The sequence below is a fragment of the Nonomuraea sp. K271 genome (genome assembly GCF_009908215.1).
Taxonomy (GTDB): domain Bacteria; phylum Actinomycetota; class Actinomycetes; order Streptosporangiales; family Streptosporangiaceae; genus Nonomuraea; species Nonomuraea longispora.
Map to the genome: position 1 here is coordinate 67711 of NZ_JAAAHR010000010.1, position 17986 is coordinate 85696.

General features: G+C 72.4%; 14 protein-coding genes and 1 pseudogene. 6 read left to right on the plus strand and 9 right to left on the minus strand.

The window, feature by feature from the left end; genetic code table 11:
- Positions 1–60: 60 nt before the first annotated feature.
- Positions 61–1671, minus strand: a complete 1611-nt coding sequence (locus tag GUY59_RS05475; protein WP_138199144.1) for an ABC-F family ATP-binding cassette domain-containing protein — start codon at positions 1669–1671, stop codon at positions 61–63.
- A gap of 197 nt (positions 1672–1868) precedes the next feature.
- Positions 1869–3044 (minus strand): DUF418 domain-containing protein, encoded by a 1176-nt coding sequence (locus GUY59_RS05480; protein WP_138199116.1) that lies wholly within the window; start codon positions 3042–3044, stop codon positions 1869–1871.
- Positions 3045–3126: 82 nt separating this feature from the next.
- Here GUY59_RS05480 and GUY59_RS05485 point away from each other — a divergent pair, with 82 nt between their 5' ends.
- Positions 3127–3726 carry a TetR-like C-terminal domain-containing protein gene (locus tag GUY59_RS05485; RefSeq protein ID WP_138199117.1) on the plus strand — a complete coding sequence of 200 codons (600 nt, stop codon included), beginning with the start codon at positions 3127–3129 and terminating at the stop codon, positions 3724–3726.
- Here the strand turns inward: GUY59_RS05485 and GUY59_RS05490 are convergent.
- From GUY59_RS05490 to GUY59_RS05515, 6 genes are all read right to left on the minus strand, one after another.
- Positions 3723–4319 (minus strand): DinB family protein, encoded by a 597-nt coding sequence (locus GUY59_RS05490; RefSeq protein ID WP_138199118.1) that lies wholly within the window; start codon positions 4317–4319, stop codon positions 3723–3725. The two genes, GUY59_RS05485 and GUY59_RS05490, sit on opposite strands and share 4 nt — an antisense overlap.
- A 39-nt stretch (positions 4320–4358) precedes the next feature.
- A complete protein-coding gene (locus tag GUY59_RS05495) occupies positions 4359–5732 on the minus strand; it encodes an alanine/glycine:cation symporter family protein (protein WP_138199119.1) in 1374 nt (457 codons plus the stop codon).
- A gap of 126 nt (positions 5733–5858) precedes the next feature.
- Complete coding sequence (locus GUY59_RS49815) at positions 5859–7787, minus strand: AfsR/SARP family transcriptional regulator (protein ID WP_138199120.1); 1929 nt, start codon at positions 7785–7787, stop codon at positions 5859–5861.
- A gap of 426 nt (positions 7788–8213) precedes the next feature.
- A complete protein-coding gene (locus GUY59_RS05505; RefSeq protein WP_138199121.1) occupies positions 8214–8939 on the minus strand; it encodes a response regulator in 726 nt (241 codons plus the stop codon).
- Positions 8873–10030 carry a hypothetical protein gene (locus tag GUY59_RS05510; protein WP_138199122.1) on the minus strand — a complete coding sequence of 386 codons (1158 nt, stop codon included), beginning with the start codon at positions 10028–10030 and terminating at the stop codon, positions 8873–8875. The genes GUY59_RS05505 and GUY59_RS05510 overlap by 67 nt, the downstream gene beginning before the upstream one ends.
- Positions 10023–11153: a sensor histidine kinase gene (locus GUY59_RS05515; protein WP_138199123.1), complete on the minus strand. Its 1131-nt coding sequence runs from the start codon at positions 11151–11153 to the stop codon at positions 10023–10025. Before GUY59_RS05515 ends, GUY59_RS05510 begins: the two co-directional genes overlap by 8 nt.
- 270 nt (positions 11154–11423) lie before the next feature.
- Here GUY59_RS05515 and GUY59_RS05520 point away from each other — a divergent pair, with 270 nt between their 5' ends.
- Positions 11424–11900, plus strand: a complete 477-nt coding sequence (locus GUY59_RS05520) for a hypothetical protein (RefSeq protein WP_138199124.1) — start codon at positions 11424–11426, stop codon at positions 11898–11900.
- Here the strand turns inward: GUY59_RS05520 and acnA are convergent.
- Entirely contained in the window at positions 11887–14532 is a 2646-nt protein-coding gene (gene acnA / locus GUY59_RS05525) for an aconitate hydratase AcnA (protein ID WP_138199125.1), read from the minus strand. The genes GUY59_RS05520 and acnA overlap by 14 nt on opposite strands.
- Positions 14533–14666: 134 nt before the next feature.
- Here acnA and GUY59_RS05530 point away from each other — a divergent pair, with 134 nt between their 5' ends.
- From GUY59_RS05530 to GUY59_RS05545, 4 genes and pseudogenes are all read left to right on the plus strand, one after another.
- Complete coding sequence (locus GUY59_RS05530) at positions 14667–15392, plus strand: GntR family transcriptional regulator (RefSeq protein ID WP_138199126.1); 726 nt, start codon at positions 14667–14669, stop codon at positions 15390–15392.
- A 39-nt stretch (positions 15393–15431) separates the two neighbouring features.
- A complete protein-coding gene (locus GUY59_RS05535; protein WP_138199127.1) occupies positions 15432–16433 on the plus strand; it encodes a nucleoside hydrolase in 1002 nt (333 codons plus the stop codon).
- Positions 16434–16733: 300 nt separating this feature from the next.
- A pseudogene (locus GUY59_RS05540) lies at positions 16734–17137 on the plus strand (IS1634 family transposase); the annotation flags it as partial.
- 214 nt (positions 17138–17351) lie between these two features.
- Positions 17352–17984: a TetR/AcrR family transcriptional regulator gene (locus GUY59_RS05545; RefSeq protein WP_161714418.1), complete on the plus strand. Its 633-nt coding sequence runs from the start codon at positions 17352–17354 to the stop codon at positions 17982–17984.
- Positions 17985–17986: the final 2 nt, after the last annotated feature.

Here is a 17986-nt window from a genome sequence, read left to right on the forward strand (position 1 = left end):
GCGAGCCGTGGCCCGACGACCGCGGTCTGCGGGTTGTGGCCCTGACCGGCGCGAGTCGCGTCAGATCCGCAGCCGCGGCCAGGTGGCGGTGTCGCGGAGCAGCCGACGGTCGTGGGTGGCCAGCACCACCGCCGCGGCCGTCGAGGACAGCGCCTCCGTCAGCTCGTCGACCAGCGCCATGGACAGGTGGTTGGTCGGCTCGTCGAGCAGGACGACCTGGGGCCGCCCGGCCAGCAGGATCGCCAGGTCGAGTCGGCGTTGCTGGCCGACCGACAGTTCGTGCACCGGCCGGTGCGCGGCCTCGGAGGGCAACAGCCCGAGCTGCGTGAGCCCGACCTGGTCGCCCTCGCGCAGCACGCCGGAGCTGACGAGCCGGCCGAGCGCGGCCTCATACACCTCGAAGGCCCGGCGCCGTGACGGCGGCGGCGACTCCTGGGCGAGCAGTCCGATCCGGGCGCCCCTTCTGCGCTGCACGGTCCCCGAGTCGGGCTTCAGCCGCTCGGCGAGCACGGCGAGCAGGGTGGACTTGCCCGAGCCGTTGGGCCCGGTCACCACGAGGCGCTCACCGGCGCGCAGGTGCACCGATCGGGGCGTGTCGAGCCGGCCGGCCACCGTGACGTCGTCGGCCCGCAGCAGCGTGACGCCCGGCGTCGCCTCCAGCCGTGGCGGCTGGAAGCGCAGCGGCGGCTTGGGTACGTCGAGCACGTGCGACTCCAGTGCCTCCCGCCGCCGGTGCACGGCCCGCACCAGCGCGGGCGCGCGGGTGGCTCGGGTGTGCTTGCCGGTGCCCTTGTCGGGCCGCCATCCGGTGACCAGGCGGTTCTGGGCGGCCGACAGGTCCTGTGCGAGCCGCTGGCGCTCGTTCTCCTGGTCGCGGTAGGCGAGTTCCCAGCGTTCCCGTTCGGCGCGGTGGCCCTCGCGGTAGCCGTCGTAGCCGCCGCCGTACGTACGGGGCAGCCCGTCGCTGGTGGGGTCGAGGTCGAGCACGGTGGTGACGACGTCGGCGAGCAGCGCGCGGTCGTGGCTGACCAGCACGACCCCGCCCGGGTGCGCCCGCAGCCGTGCGGTCAGATGGTCGAGGCCGCTCGCGTCGAGGTGGTTGGTCGGCTCGTCAAGCAGCAGCAGGTCGTGCCCGGCGCCCAGCAGGCCGGCGAGCCGGATCCGGTAGCGCTGCCCGACGGACAGGCCCGCCAGGGGGCGGTCGCGGTCGGTGACGGCGCCGAGCGCGGCGAGCGAGACGTCGACGCGGCGGTCGGCGTCCCACGCGCCGAGGGACTCCGCGTCGGCGAGCGCGTCGGCGTAGTCCTGCTCGGCACCCGGACGTTGTTGCCCGAGTGCGCGCGTCGCCGCGTCGAACGCGCGCAGCACGGCCCGCACCTGCGCGAGCTCGACGTCGATCAGGTCGCCGACCGTGCGGTCGTCGGCGGCGGGCAGTTCCTGGTCGGCGACGCCGACGGTGCCGACCCGGGTGACCGAGCCCGAGTCGGGGGTCAGGGTGCCGGCGAGCACGTGCAGCAGTGTGGTCTTGCCGCGGCCGTTCTCGCCGACCACGCCCAGGCGGTCTCCGGGGGAGACGGTGAGGTTGACGCCGGTCAGGACCGGCCTGCCACCGCGGGCGATACGCACGTCGGTGGCGCTGAGATGGGCCCGCGCACGAGCCGGTAGGGACATGGCGGTGGACACGCTTCCTCCAAGGACCGGGCTCGCGCGCAGACGCACGCCCGGTGAGAGACGAGAGCTGACGACGGAGTTATCCGGCCGCGCCCGGGCCCGTCGATCAGGGCAGAACCGGGTCGGCTACGGCGGCCGGCGTCGTCATCCTCAGAGGAAGAACAGATATTGCACGTGTCCACTATAACGGCGGCCGCTCAGCGGGCGCGGCGGTAGGTCAGCCTCCGCAACGCCGTCTCCGCAGGACCCCGCCGCCCCGTACGCGACAGCACGGCGGCGAGGACCACGGTCGAGGCCCAGGTCAGCACGGCGATGCCGGAGGCGGCCGCGTCGCCGGCGCGGGTGGCGAGCCCGCCCAGGTACGGCGTGAAGAGCGTGACGAAGACCACCGACTGGAGCAGGTAGCACGTGAGCGACCACTGGCCGCAGGCGGCGAGCGCCCTGGTGACGCCGCCGGGAGCACGCCGCCCGCCGCCGGCGGCGAAGAGCCCGACCAGTGCGGCGTACGCGAGGCCGCCGGCGATGCCTGTGACGCTGTGCAGCGCGTACACGGAGATGGCGGCCGGGTCGGAGGCGTTCCAGAGTTGCGTGTCGGCCAGCGTCAGCGGCAGGGCGCCGGCGACGGCGATCAGCACGCCGACGGCGCCGACCCGGGACAGCAGCGCCCGGTGCTGCTCGGGCTCCTCCAGCAGCCGGCGGCGGGCCGCCCAGATCCCGAGCAGGAAGGCCGGTACGACGCTCACGGCGAAGTAGGTGGGGGTCATCCCGGCCCAGCCGATGATCCGCGTCGCCGCCGCCATGAGCGGGTCGGCCATGGCCGCGGGCGTGTCGCCCTTCTCGGCCGTCACGGTGAGCAGCCCGAACAGGGCCAGCACGACGACGTGCAGGACGGCCGCTACGCCCGCGCCCCAGAGCAGGGCACGGTCGCTGCGCCGGAGGAAGCCGACGAGCACCAGCCCGACCAGCCCGTACGCGCCGAGGATGTCGCCGAAGAACAGCAGGAGCGCGTGGCAGAACCCGAACGCCAGCAGCCACAGGCTCCGGCGGCGGAGCACGCGCCGCACCTCGGGCCAGCTCGTCCCGGCGCTCAGCCGCCGGTCCGCCAGCTGGACCAGGCCGTAGCCGAACAGGGCGGCGAACATCGGCAGCGCGCGGCCGTCGACGAGGAGGATCTGCACGCCGGCCACGATCCGGTCGAGGGCTCCTCCGTCGAGGGCGTAGCCACGGAAACCCGTGGGGTGGCCCGCCAGGTACATGTGCGCGTGTGCCACCGCGATGAGCAGCAGCATGAGTCCCCGTGCGAGGTCAGGGGCGAGGGATCGCCCTGCGATCGGGACGGCGCCCTGGACGGGCGCCGGAGCGGAGACGGACATGGATGACCCCTCACCTTTAGATACAAGACTGTAGCTTATCTGAGCGATAAGATACAGCAACGTAGCCAAAAGAGGGAAGGCGATGAGCCAGAACGACCGCAGGACACGGCGGCGCGGCGAAGAGCTGATCAACGCCATTCACGCCGCGGTGCTGGAAGAAGTGCTGGAGGTCGGGGTCGGCCGGCTGACCATGGAGGGCATCGGCAGGCGCGCGGCGACCGCCCGCACGACGCTCTACCGCCGCTGGCCGGATCCGATCGCGGTGCTCCTCGACGCCCTCTATCACGCGCACCCGGTCGAGGAGCCGACCCCCGGAGCCGACGACCTGCGCGGCGACCTCATCCGCTCACTCCAGCTCATGGTCAAGTGGACGCTCAGCCCGGCCGGCCGGGCCGTAGCCGCCATCCTCACCGACCCGAAGGGCATCGAGCAGGTCTCCGACGAGTTGGTCGAGCAGGTCTTCGCCAAGCGGGGCGGCACGTTCACCAGCACGGTGCTGCGGCACTACGCCGAGCGCGGCCACTTCCCCGCCTCGCGCATCACCCCGGTGGTGGCCGACATCGGCGAGGCGCTCGTCGTCAAACGGTTGCTCGACGGGGCGCCTCCCACCGACGCGGACCTGGCCGACATCGTCGACCAGGCGATACTGCCGGCGATCGGACTGGCCGATCGCCTCACCTAGCCGATCGCCGGCCCGGCCTCGCGCGCCACCTGCTCCAGCCTGGCCCGGTAGGCCTCCCACCACGCCGGATCCCCCTGCGGCAGGTTGTCGTTGCCCCGCTGCAACCCGGCGGCCCCGTCGATCAGCTCACGGACGATGTCGGCGTGCCCGGCATGCCGGTTGGTCTCGACGATCATGTGGGTGATGATCCGGTGCAGCGTCACCCGGCGGCCCTTCTCCCCCCACCACGGCACCGCGCCGACCGCGTCGAGCGCCAGCGCGTCGATGGTCGCGTCGGAGTGGGCCCACACCCGGTGGTAGAGACCCACGATGTTCTCGCGCGACTCGGCGGCGGTGGCCCACATGTCGGCGTTGGGCTCGGCGTCCTCCGTCATCCACGGCAGCGGCTCGGGGAACGGACGGTCGAAGACGTCGCCGAGATAACCCGCCTCCGTGCCGGCGACGTGCTTGACCACACCCAGCAGGTTGGTGCCGGTGGGCGTCAATGGGCGGCGTACGTCATAGTCGGACAGGCCGTCGAGCTTCCACACCAGGGCCTCACGCGCACGCTGCAGGTAGAGGCGCAAATCAGATTTCAGTTCGAGATCGGTCATGCGCGCATCCTGACAGGCGCCACGGAGACGCGCACTCCGTCACCGCGGATCGACCTCGGGCACCTTCTCCCAGTCGGGGCGGTCGAAGTAGGCGCGGGTCTCGCGGACGACGAGCCCGGAGAGGATGAGGAGGCCGATGAGGTTGGGCAGTGCCATGAGCCCGTTCATGATGTCGGAGAACGTCCACACGGTCTGCAGCTCCAGCACCGTGCCGACGAAGATCAGCGCGATGAACAACAACCGGTACGGCACCACCGCCACCCTGCCGAAGAGCCGGTCCATGCAGCGCTCGCCGTAGTAGGCCCAGCCGAGCAGCGTCGAGAACGCGAAGAAGACCAGGCCGATCGTCACGACGATGCCGCCCCACTGGCCGGGCAGACCGTGGCTGAAGGCCATGGTGGTCAGCGGGGCGCCGTCCTCGCCGCTGGTCCAGGCGCCGGTGACGACGATGGCCAGGCCGGTCATGCTGACCACGACCAGCGTGTCGATGAACGTCTGGGTCATCGACACGAGCGCCTGACGCACCGGCTCGTTCGTCTTGGCCGCCGCCGCGGCGATGCCGCCGGTGCCGAGGCCCGACTCGTTGGAGAAGATGCCCCGGGCCACACCGTAGCGGATGGCCAGCAGGATGCCCGCGCCGGCGAACCCGCCGGTGGCCGCGGTGCCGGTGAAGGCGTCGGTGAAGATCAGGGCCAGCGCCCCCGGCAGGTTGCCGACGTTGGCGATGATGATCCACATGGCGCCGATGATGTAGAAGACGATCATCACGGGGACGAAGGCGCTGGTGACCGCGCCGATGCTCTTGATGCCGCCCAGGATGACTATCGCGGCGAGCACCGTGATGATGACGCCGGTCAGCCACATGGGAACACCCCACTGCGAGTTGATCGCGTCCGCCACGCTGTTGGACTGCACCATGTTGCCGATGCCGAACGCCGCGATCGCGCCGAAGACGGCGAACAACACGCCCAGGATCGCGCCGAACCTCCCGCCGACTCCGTAGGTCAGGTAGAACATCGGGCCGCCGCTCTGCTCGCCCTTGGCGTCGGTACGGCGGAAGCGCACGCCGAGGAACGCCTCGGAGTATTTCGTCGCCATGCCGACCAGTCCGGTCACCCACATCCAGAACACCGCACCGGGGCCGCCGAGGTGGATGGCCGTGGCGACGCCCGCGATGTTGCCGACGCCCACGGTGGCCGCCAGGGCCGTCGACAGGGCCTGGTAGTGGGTGATGTCGCCCACGCCCGAGACCTCCTTGCGCCGGATGAGCGCGAGCCACAGGGCGTAGAAGAGTTTGTGGAACTGCAGGCCGCGCAGCACGATCGTGAGGTAGAGGCCTGTCAGCAGGAGCAGGGGGATCAGCAGGAACGGTCCCCAGACGAAGTCGGAGATCGCGGACAGGACCTCTTGCACCCCATGCTCCTCACGGTCACGCGTGAAGGAAGGCGCCTCCCCCACACAACACAGCGAACCCCGCCCATTATGTCCGTGCGGATCACGGGCGCGCACGGACACGCCGGGTCTGGGACCCCCGGTGAGTCAGTGGACGGCGAGAGGACGCGAAAGGGCGGCGCCACGGTCGGCCGGGCCGCGGTGGTGCACGAACGGATCGTGCTCCCTGGCCAGGTGGTGGTGGAACGCCTGCCGGGCGGCGGTGACGCGGACCGGCTCGGGCACGTGGCGCGCGGCCTGTTCGCGGGCGTAGAGGCGGATCAGCTCGGGCATCCGGTAACGGCGGGACCCGCCGCGTTCGAGCAGGCGGGCGTCGAGGAGCCGGTCGAGCGCGGCCTCCGCGCGCGGTTCGGGCCAGCCGGTGACAGCGGACGTGGCGGCGGCCGTGTGGGTGCCGGTGCCCATGAGCCCCAGCAGGCGAAAGGCGTGGACGGCGTCGGGCGCTGCCCGCAGCTGCTGCAGGCCGGCCGCGATGTTGTCGCGGATCGACAGGTCGGCGTGTTCGAGCACGTCGAGCCGGCGGGTGTCGTCGGCCAGCTGCGCGGCCAGGGCGGACAACCGCCGGTCCGGCCTGCCGGCCAGCCGCGCCGCCGAGATGCGCAGCGCGAGGGGCAGCCCGTTGCAGAGCCGGACGATCCGCTGCGCCGCGGCCGGCTCGGCGGCGATCCTCGAGGGGTCCACGGTCCGGGCGAGCAGCCCGGTGGCCTCGGCGTCGGCGAGCCTCGTCAGGTCCAGCCGGCTCGTGGTGTCGAACGAGGCCATGACCTGCCTGCTGGTGATGACGGCCGCGCACTTCGGTCCCGCGGGGACGAGCGGTCCGACCTGGCCGGCGTCGAGCGCGTCGTCGAGGACGACGAGCAGGTTGCGCGTCAAGGTCAGCGCTCGGTAGCGGGCCGCTGCCTCCTCCAGCGAGGACGGTACGGCGGCGCCGTCCACCCCGAGGGAGCGCAGCAGCCGGCTCAGAGCCTCGTACGGCGTCAGCGGCGTGCGCCCGGCGGTGGCGGCGCGCAGGTCGAGGTAGAGGACGCCGTCGGCGAACCCGCCCGCGACACCGTGCGCGGCGTGCACGGCCAGCGCGGACTTGCCGACCCCTCCGGCGCCGTGGACGGCCGCGACGGCCGGCCGCCCCGGCACCGCGCCGGTGAGCGCCCGGCGCAGCCAGGCGATCTCCGCGGTGCGGCCGGTGAACGCGCGGGTGTCGGCGGGAAGCTCGTGCGGGACGGCGGCACTGGTGAGCGTGGCGCGCTGCGCCGGGGATGAGAGGTCGAGCGCGGGGTCGCGCCTGAGCACCGCCTGCTGGATGCGCTGCAGCACCGCGCCCGGCTCGACGCCCAGTTCGCCGACCATGACGCGGCGCGTCTCCTGGTACACCTCGAGGGCTTCGCACGGCCGCGACGCCCGGTACATCGCCAGCATCAGCTGGGCGCGCGGCCGCTCCCGCAGCGGGTAAGCCTCGGCGTGCGCGGTGAGCACCGGCACCACCGCGTGATGGTCCCCGGACTCCAGCCGCAGGTCGATGTGGTCCTCGAGCGCTGTCAGGCGCTCCTCCTCCAGACGGGCGCACGTGGCCTGCGCCCACGCGCCGGGCATGCCCTCCAGCGCGTTGCCCCGCCACAACGCCAGGGCCCGCCGGAAGAGCCCGTCCGCCGTCGCGATCTCCCCCTCGTCCCGCGCGGCCCGCGCCCGGCGCGTCAGGCACGTGAACAGGTGGGCGTCCACGCTCTCGCGGGGAAGGTCGAGCTGGTAGCCGCCGGCGACCGTCGCGATGATCTCGCCGCCCTGGTACGGCTGGAGGAGCCCGCGCAGCTTGGACACCACGATGTGCAGTTGCTTTCCCGCCGTCCTCACCGTGCTGTGGCCCCACACGTCGGCGAGGAGGTGGTCCGCGGGGACCACCCGGCCGGCGCTCAGAGCCAGCCGGGCCAGCACCCCCGCACGCCGCAGTCCGGCCAGCTTCACCGGCTCCCCGTTCGCCATGACGTCGAATGGCCCGAGAAACCTGATCTCCAGTCCCATTTGCGCTTCCCTGTCACAGTGGATGACCGTCGCGAGCCCTCTGTGGCGCCACGGGTGGAGAAGAAGACCTGCGCCGGGAAGAGCAGGACGGCGGTCCCGTACCCGAATCCGGCCGCCCTGCCCGGCGAACTCCTCAACCGTCTCCCGAGGACCGCGGCCTCACGCACGACCAACTCGGACACGAACAGGCCCAGCCCGCCGACCGGCACTGACCGATCACTCCCCTACGGGTTCCCACGCGGTTCGCGGGCCGTTGCCAACGCGCCCGTCCAGAGCTTCAACGGCAAAACAGGAACCTTCCCTGTGGCCTTCGTACGCGAGTGGTGCGGGCACCCGTCGCCCCATCGCGGAGGGTGCCGCTCGGCATGGCCGCGACCGCTGGCCAGTCTAGGAAGGCACGGGCGGGACCGGTGTCCGGTGAACGCCCTACAAAGCGGTCGTCGTGTCGTTGAGCTCGGCGAGCGTGATGAGCCCGTCGTCGAGGGCGCGGCCGACGAGCTCGCTCTTGGTGCGGGCGGCCCGTCCGACGTTGGCGTACTTCACCCGTACGCGGGCGATGTAGGTGTCGACGGTCTTGACGGTGATGTTGAGCTTCGCGGCGACGAGCTCCTTGGACGAGGCCACGAACCACGCCCGCAGCACCTCGGTCTCGCGCTGGGACAGGCGCGGCCGGCCGGGAGCGTCGTCGGCGATGAGGGCCCCGGACAACGACGGCGCGGTGTAGGGCTCGCCCCGCGCGGCCGAGCGGATGGCGGGCACCAGGTGGTCGGGGCCCTCGCGCTTGGTCAGGTAGGCGAGCGCGCCGAGGTCGACGCACTTGATCGCGGTGGCGTCGTCGGTGTGCTGGGAGTAGACGATCACGCGGCGGCCGTTGTCGACCAGTCGGCGCAGCTCGCCGAAGTCCGGGCGGCGCGGCACCAGCTCCAGGTCGAAGATGACCACGTCGGCGTCGGCGCCGGGACCGGTCCACACGTCGGCGAGCCGGTCGCCGGCGTCGACGAGCGCGATGGGTGGCACGGCCTCGGAACACCAGGCGCGCACGCCCGCGGCGATCGCCGCGTGGTCGTCGACGATCACCGCGGTGATCAGCTCGCCTGCAGTGCGGCCGGCTGCGTGGTCTGCTGGGGGGTCTGCTGGGGGGTCGGCTGCCATCGGACCTCCATCCATACCGTGTCGTCGTTGGTCACCGTCTCGACGTGCACCCCGCGCATCACCGGTTCCGGCACGTCCACCTCGCCGCTGTCCGCGACGACGCTCACCGACACCAGGTCCGCGCCGCCGACGACCGCGATGCGGGCCCGGGAGGCGGCGGTGGCCAGCACCCTCAGCACCGGCTCGGTGAGGTCACGCCGGACCGCCACGGGCGGCGTCGGCCACTGCCCGCGAGCGTCCAGCTCCACCACGACGCCCTTGCGGTCCGCGACGTCGGCGCAGTGGCGCAGCTCGTGCAGCAGCGGGTTGGCCACGGTGTCGGTCTCGGCGAACAACCTGCGCATCCGGCCCGCCTCGATCGCGCAGCGCCGCTGGATCGCCGGGTCCTCCGGGCGGAGCGAGCCGTCGGCGAGCCCTTCCAGCAGCGGGATCGTGGTCGCCGACAGCTCGGCCAGCCGCTGCCGCCTGCGCCGGTGGGACTCCTCCGCGACCGCCTCGGAGATACGTACCCGCTCGATCTCCGCGCGGGCGGCCGCGGCCGCCGCGCTGAGCGAGTTGAACACGGCCGCCACCACGGCCACGCACAGGGGAAGGCCGATCACGGTCACCGAGCCGGTCGCGAACCTGGCCAGATCCCCCCGGTTGGGGTCGATGGTGACCAGGTGCGCCAGGGCGGTCAGGTCGTGGGCGACCAGGAACGCCACGGCGGCCCGCAGCGGACGGTCGAGCAGCACGACCAGGCCCACCCAGTTGGCGGCGCCGAAGATCCAGTCGACGCTGGTCGAGGTGCGCCCCTCGGGCAGGGTCACGTACGAGAGGACCGACGCGGCGAGCACGGCGGCGACGGCGATCCGGCGCAGCAGCCGTCCCCACGTCCGCCGCCGGAGGAGCAGAACGGCCTCGCCGGCGAGCACGGACGCGAGCACCGCGTAAGCGGCCAGTTGCGCGAGCGGCACCGGGTACGAGCCGAGGTGGCGCAGGACGTTGGGCAGCCCCTGCCCGCACACCGTCCCCAGGACGATGAGCAGCGTCGCGAGCCGCAGGCCGTGCCGCAACTGCGCCCGGGTCATCTCCTCGGCCGCCTCACTCATCGGCGCGCCATTCGAGCCTGACGAGGGTGCCCGCGCCCTCGGCCGAGGTGATCGTGGCCGTGCCGCCGATGCGGCTCATCCTGCCGCGTACGGACTCGCGCAGGCCCCGACGGGTGCCGGCCACGGTGCCGGGCGAGAACCCCTTGCCCTGGTCGGCGACGTCGAGCCGCAGCGACCGGGCGTCCCCGCTCAGCAGGACGGCCGCCCGGGTCGTTCCCGCGTGGCGGCGTACGTTGGTGAGGGACTCCCTGGCCGCGTCGGCGATCGCCCTGGCGACCTCGAACGGCAGCCGCAGCGCGTCCGGAGCCTCGAACTCCACGGTCAGCTGCACGGAGTCGAGGTCGGCGCGTAACAACTCGACGAGGTCGGCATGCTCGGGCGTGCGCCCGCTGTCGGAACGCAGCCGGTCGAGGTCGCGACTCGCCTGCGGGGCCAGCCACTGCGCGTCCGAGCGCACCTGCCCGATGCCGACCATCAGCAGCGTCGTGGCGGCCGTGTCGTGCAACGAGTTGCCGAGCTCGCGTTCCTCGGCCCGGACCGCCTCGGCCACCTGCGACTCGGCGCGCGCGCGTACGGCCTCGGCCGCCGCCCGGTCCGCGCGCCGGGCGGCGCGGTGCACGAGCACCCAGGCCGCTCTGGACAACCCCGCCGCCGGCATCGCCCACACCGTCCCCGTGATCAGGCTGCTGTCCACCTCCGCCGCTCCCGCCATGGTGACCAGGCCGACCGCCCCGCCGCCCATCGCCAGCGCGGCGAGACCTCCCGCCAGTGGCGGGGTGTGCCACTGGCACGTCACGCAGGCGAACGTGATCAGCAGCCGCAGCCAGCCGGTGTTGCGGTCCTCGACGGCGTCGGTCAGGAAGATGCTCGTGTACAGGCCCACCAGGACGACCACGTCCAGGGCGACCGGCGCGTGCCCGCGGCCCGCGCGCAGCCACCAGGCGTAGCCGCACGTCCACACCGCTGCCGCACCGCCCGCCACCGCGGTGCCCGCGAAGTTCTCGGGCGAGGCGCGGAACAGGGCGATCGCGACGATCGGGGCGACCGTGGCCAGGCGCACCGCGGCCGCGTACCGGCGGCCGAAGCCCTCCAGCAGCCGCGCCGCCTCACCAACCACCGTCACCTCGCCGCCTGATCCCTCGCCGCCTGATCCCTTGGCGCCTGCTTCCTCGCCGCCTGATCTCTCGCCGCGCTGTGACGCAGCCTAACCAGTCGCCAGCCCACGCCGCCGTCGGTTGATCAACTTCACGGGCGGGAGCCTGACGCGCCCCGCGCTCCGGCGGTGCGGGGAGCGCGGCCCGCCTACGTGACTCTACGATCACGACCGGATGGATTCGAATGGTGACAGAGGGTTATCTTCTTCATGTTGGCACACCGTCCGACAAGGAGCCCCATGCCGATCCTCGCCCGGCCCGCCGCCGCCTGCCTGCTGCTCGTGCTCACCGGCTGCGCCACCACACCCACCGCACCGGCGGCGGGCGGCGCGCCCGGCGCGTCCACCCCTGACGAAACGCCCACCGGGTCCCTGGCGGCCGACGGGCGCGACCTGTCGTCGTGCGAGGACGCCGACTGCGAGATCGAGATCCGGGCCGGCGACTCGTTCACCGTCGGCAGACGGTTGGGGATCCGGCGGCTGGCCATCGGCACCCTCGGCCCGGACGGAGCCCGGATCACGCTCAAGGGATCCGCGGGGAAGCTGAGCGTCCAGGGGATGGCGGGCAGCATCAGCAGCAACTGCGTCAACGACCGCTGCCGCGACGAGGGCGAACTGGTGCTCGCCCCCGGCGAGACCGGCCACATCAACGACATGCGACTCGACCTCACCCACCTCACCGGCGACCGCGCCGTCCTACGCCTCACCCCCGGCTGAGCGCGACCCCGGCGGGCCGGGCCAGGAGGTCGCGCAGGACGTACGGGAGGATGCCGCCGTGCCGGTGGTAGTAGGCCTCGCGTGGGGTGTCGAGGCGGACCCGCGCCCGGAAGGTGACGTCGCCGGCCGTGACGGTCACCGTGGGCGGCACCCGGCCCGCGCCGATCGGGGCGAGGCCGTGGACCGTGAAGGCCTCCCTGCCGGTCAGGCCCAGCTCCCCGGCACCCTCGCCGGGCAGGAACTGCAGCGGGAGCACGCCCATGCCGACCAGGTTGGAGCGGTGGATGCGCTCGTACGACTTGGCGATGACGGCTCTCACGCCCAGCAGCGCGGGCCCCTTGGCGGCCCAGTCGCGCGAGGAGCCCGCACCGTAGCCCTCTCCGGCCAGCACCACGGCCGGGACCGACGCCGCCTGGTACGCGCGGGCGGCGGCGTGCACGGTGGCGATCCTGCCGCCGTCGAGGAGGTCGGCGGTGAACCCGCCTTCGACGCCGGGGACGAGGGCGTTGCGCAGCCGTACGTTGGCGAAGGCACCCCGCGTCATCACGTCGTGGTCGCCGCGCCGGGAGGCGTAGGTGTTGAGCCGGTCGGGCGGCACGCCGAGCCCGGTGAGGTAGCGGCCGGCGGGGCTGGACGGCGGTATGGCCCCGGCCGGTGAGATGTGGTCGGTGGTGATGGAGTCGCCGAGCATGACGAGCACGCGGGCGCCCTCGATGTCGGTGACGGGAGGAGGGTCGAGGGGCATGCCGTCCAGGTAGGGGGCGCGGCGCACGTAGGTGGAGGCCGGGTCCCAGGGGAAGGTGGCCGAGCTCGGGGCGTCCAGCCGCCGCCAGCGTTCGTCGCCGTCGAGCACGCCGGCGTACGCGCGGGCGAACATCGACGGCCGGATCGCCTCCCGCATGACGTCGCGCACCTCGGAGGGGCCGGGCCAGAGGTCGTGCAGGTGCACCGGCCGGCCGTCCGGGTCGGTGCCGAGGGGTTCGGTGGTGAGGTCGAGGTCGATCGTGCCGGCGATGGCGTACGCGACGACGAGCGGCGGCGAGGCCAGGTAGCTGGAGCGCACCTCGGGCTGGATGCGGCCTTCGAAGTTGCGGTTGCCCGACAGGACGGCGGCCACGTCGAGGTCGTGCTCGGCCACCGCCCTCGACATCTCCTCCGTGAGCGGGCCCGAGGCTCCGATGCAGGTCATGCAGCCGTAGCCGGTCAGGTGGAAGCCCAACTGCTCCAGGTAGGGGGTCAGGCCGGCCGCCGCGTAGTAGTCCATGACGACGCGCGATCCTGGCGACAGGGTGGTCTTCACCCATGGTGCGGCGCGCAGGCCGCGCTGGACGGCGTTCCTGGCCAGTAGCCCGGCGGCGACCATGACGAAGGGGTTCGAGGTGTTGGTGCAGGAGGTGATCGCGGCGATCGCGACGGCTCCGTGCCCGATCCGCCGCCCGCCGGCCGCTCCCGCACCGCTCCTGTGCTGTGCGCGGAAGGCGGTTCTCACGGCGTCGAGCGGGATGCGGTCCTGCGGTCGGCGCGGCCCGGCGATGGACGGCGTCACCGTGGACAGGTCGAGGTCGAGGCCGGCGGTGTAGGCGGGCGCCGACCGGGGGTCGTGCCAGAGCCCCTGCGCCCGTGCGTACGCCTCGACGAGGTCGGCGTGCTCGGCGGCGCGGCCGGTGAAACGCAGGTAGCGCACGGTCTCGGCGTCGATGGGGAACAGCGCGGCGGTGGAGCCGAACTCGGGGCTCATGTTGGAGATCGTCACCCGGTCGGTCACCGGCAGCGCCGTGACGCCGGGGCCGTGGAACTCGACGATCTTGCCGACCACACCGTGCTCGCGCAGCAGCTCCGTCAGCGTGAGCACGAGGTCGGTGGCGGTGGCGGCGGGCGGGAGCACGCCGTGCAGTCGCACCCCCACCACGTCGGGGACGAGCATGGACACCGGCTGGCCGAGCATCGCCGCCTCCGCCTCGATGCCGCCGACGCCCCAGCCCAGCGTGCCGAGGCCGTTGACCATGGTGGTGTGCGAGTCGGTGCCGAGGCACAGGTCGGGGAAGGCCGCGCCGTCCTGGCGCATCACCACGCGGGCCAGGTGCTCGACGTTGATCTGGTGCATGATGCCCTTGCCCGGCGGCACCACGGTGAAGCCGCGCAGCGACGCCTGGCCCCAGCGCAGGAACCGGTAGCGCTCGGCGTTGCGCTCGTACTCGAGCCGGGTGTTGCGGGCCAGGGCTCCGGGGCCGCCGAAGGCGTCGGCGATGATGGAGTGGTCGACGACGAGTTCGGCGGGGACGGCGGGGTTGACGCGGGCGGGGTCGCCGCCGAGGCTCGCCATGGCGTCGCGCATGGCGGCCAGGTCCGCGAGCGCGGGCACGCCGTTGGTGTCGTGCAGGAACACGCGCGAGGGGTGCAGATCCACGGCCGCGGTCCGCTCGGCGCGGGGCCGCCATCCGGCCACGGCCCGCACCTGCTCGGCGGGGGCGTCGTGGCGCAGCAGGTTCTCCAGGAGGATGCGCAGGCTGTAGGGCAGGCGCGCGGGGGCGTCGACGGGGTGGACGCGGTAGCGGCGGGCTCCCACCGTCAGGGTGGAGGTCACCGCGGCCCGTCCTGCCGCGCGGCGGTCTCCCGCCTGGAAGGTGGTCATGTGCTTCCTCCTCGGCCGACGGCGCACACTCTGCTTCGTTATAACCTATGACGTCAAGCTGTCGTCTCCCGTACGTGAGTGCGGCACAACCGGCTGATGTAGGTTATAACCGGGATCGACGAGACAGGACGACGATGACCGCACCCGTGACCGAGCCCCACTCCACCAAGGCCGACCTCGCCTACCTGCGGGTCAAGGAGCTCATCCTCTCCGGCGAGCTGCCGCCCGCCTCCGTCATCGCGCAGGCGCGTCTGGCCCGCGACATCGGCATCAGCACCACTCCGCTGCGCGAGGCCCTGCGCCGTCTCAAGAGCGAAGGGCTCGTCGAGCTGGACGCCCACCGCGACGCCCGCGTCGCCCCGCTCGCCGCGGAGGAGGCCCGCGACCTGCTGGAGCTGCGGCGTTCCCTCGATCCCCTCGCGGTCGCGCTGGCCGCGGAGCGCCGTACGAAAGCCGACATCACCGCGATGCGCGCCGCCGCTCAGGGGTTGGAGCCGCTGCCTGCCGACCCCGCCTACGCGCACCTCGTCGCCCACCGCCGGTTCCACAGGGCCCTCTACGCGGCCTCGCACAACGATCTGCTCATCCAGACGCTCGACAGCCTGTGGGACAAAGCCGACCGCTACCGCCGGCTCGCGCTGGAGGCCGGACGCGGCCAGGACGCCCGCGACCGCAAGGCCGCCGAGCACGAGGCGCTGGTCGAGCTCGTGATCGCGGGTGAGGCCGAGGGCGCGGCCGCCGTCATGCGCCGGCACATCGACACCAGCCTCGGCGCCCAGGCCGCCCGGCGGCTGCTCGGCGACCTGCCCGGCGGGCCCGTCCGATCCGAGCTCTCGTCACACGGCCGGGACCGGGATTAACTGGATCTCTGACCATCGCCTCGAACCCGAGGACAACGTATGAGAAGAATCCTGCTCACCCTCGTCCTGGCCCTCGTTCCCGCACTGACCGTCCCGCCGCCGGCGCACGCCCGGCCGCCCGCGTTCATCTTCGACACCGACATGGACTTCGACGACGCGGCCACTCTCGCCTACCTCGCCCAGGAGCACCGGGCCCGCCGCATCGACCTGCGCGCCATCACCGTGACCGGCAACGGCGCCGGCTTACCCGGCCGGGCGATCCGGCACGCGCGGTGCCTGGCCGAACGGCTCGGCCTGCGCGACGTCATGATCGCCGACGGGTCGGAGACCGGGCCCAACGCGTTCCCCGCCGACCTTCGCCAGTTGTTCGACAGGGTGCTCGAATCGGCGACCCCGGGATGCTCCGGTGACGAGACGCCCTCGCGGGTGCGCGCCCCCCAGCTGATCGCGAAGGTGCTGCGCGCCGACCCGTCCACGCAGATCATCGCCACCGGCCCGCTCAGCAACGTCGCCGCCGCCCTGCCCTCCTCCGCCTCCCGGCTGACCTCGATGGGCGGAGCCGTGAAGGTGCCGGGGAACCTGTGCTGCGGCACCCCGCCGGAGTTCGACGGCACGCAGGAGTTCAACTACTGGCTCGACCCCGCCGGCGCGCGGGCGGCGCTCACCCGCGGCAGGGGCGAGGTGCGCATGGTGTCGCTGGACGCCGCCAACGAGGTGCCCATCACCGCCGCGTTCCTCGACCGGCTCGGCGCGGACCACCGCACTCCCGCCGCCGACACCGTGCTGGAGATCGTCACCCACCCCGAGGTCCAGCCGCTGATCGCCGACGGCCTGCTCTACTGGTGGGACCCGCTGGCCGCCATGAGCGCCGTACGTCCCGGGCACGTCGAGTTCACCAGGGGGCGCGTGGACGTGGTGCTGGACGGCCCGTCCGCCGGCCGTACGATCCTGTCGCCCAGGGGGCGCCTGCTCGCCTACGGCGTCACCGCCGGCACCGCCGCCTTCGAGCGACGTTTCCTCGACACCCTCAACGGGCGGTAGCCGTCTACGTCGTCTGTCTCGGTCGGCCCTGCCGGAATGCCCCGGACGGAACGGGTCGGATGACCACGAGAGACCCCGGCGTTTCCGGCTGGCCGCCGGGATCTGCGGCCATAGACCGCGCAGACAGCGAGCCTTAGTCGACCTCAGGACGACGCCAGCCGCTGTGTCGCCCATCTGCTCCTACCTGTTATCCCTGTTCAGCAGCGGTCCTTCCCGAGCCAAGTCACCCCTCCCGCCTGTCCGAAACACTCCGAGTTGGCACGGACTAAGTCCGTAAATTCACGAAACGCTCGCGAGTTCAAGCGCGGCGAGCTCCGAGGGAAGATCGCCGGCAAGCCCGGTCTGAACCGGTACCTGCGCACCACGCCGGCGGGCAAGCTCCGCATCGACGCCGTGAAGGTCAAGGTCGAGGAGAACCTGGACGGCAAGTACCTGCTGCGCTGCAGCGACCCGCACCTGAGCGCCGAGGACATCACCCTGGGCTACAAGCAACTGCTGGAGGTGGAACGAGGCTGGCGCGACATGAAACAGATCATCGACCTGCGGCCGGTCCATCACCGGCTCGAAGAACGCATCCGCGCCCAGTCACCGCCCTCACCAAGCCCCAACGAGACCTGCTCGCCAAGCTTGCGATCCCCGCGCCCAAGCAGGTCGTCGACCTCCAGCCCGCACCCCGCCTGAACAGCGCGAACACCTCCGCCTAGAGAAACGCCCTCCAGGCGACCACACCCATGTCAGCACAGGTCAGGACCTAGATTCGGGCCTCCATGCCGCGCAATTATGTCGAACCCGGGACAGGGGGCGTCACCGACACGCTTGGCCGAGATCCACACCCAGTGCGGCCGCCGGGCACGGGAATCGTCTTCTTGCTTGACCACGAATCAAACTGAACAGTATGGTTTGTCGCGGGGAGGCGAGATGATGGCGAGTCAGGACTCGGCACGCAGCAACGCCAAGCGGGCACAGATCCAGCAGGGCGCCACGCGGGTCTTCCTGGCCGAAGGATTCGCCGGCGCCACCACGGACGCCATCGCCAAGGCGGCGGGGGTGTCCAAGCAGACGCTGTACGTCTACTACCGCAGCAAAGAGCAGCTCATGGTGGACGTGCTCGACTCCCTGCTGTCGAAACTGAACCGCGACCACGCGGTGCTGGACAGTGACCGGCCGGCGAGCACGCTGCCCGAGTTGCGCCAGACCCTGACGGACCTGGCGTACGAGGTGCTGGAAGCCGTCTCCGGCAGCGACTACCTGGCGCTGGCGCGGGTCATCATCGCCGATTCACCCAGGGTGCCGGAGATCGGGCGGCTGTGGGCGCAGACGATCACCACCAGCGTCCGCCCGCTGGTGACGGAACTCCTGGAGCGGGCCCGCGACTACGAACTGATCGAGGTCGCAGACCTGGACGCGGCCACCAGGCTGTACGTGGGCGGTGTGCTGACCTACTTCCTGCCGGACGGCATCGTAGCGGCCAACGGGCCGGCGGCCGCCCCGGACCGCGAACGGATCGAGCAGATCGTGGACCTGTTCCTGCGGGCACTCACCATCACCTGATC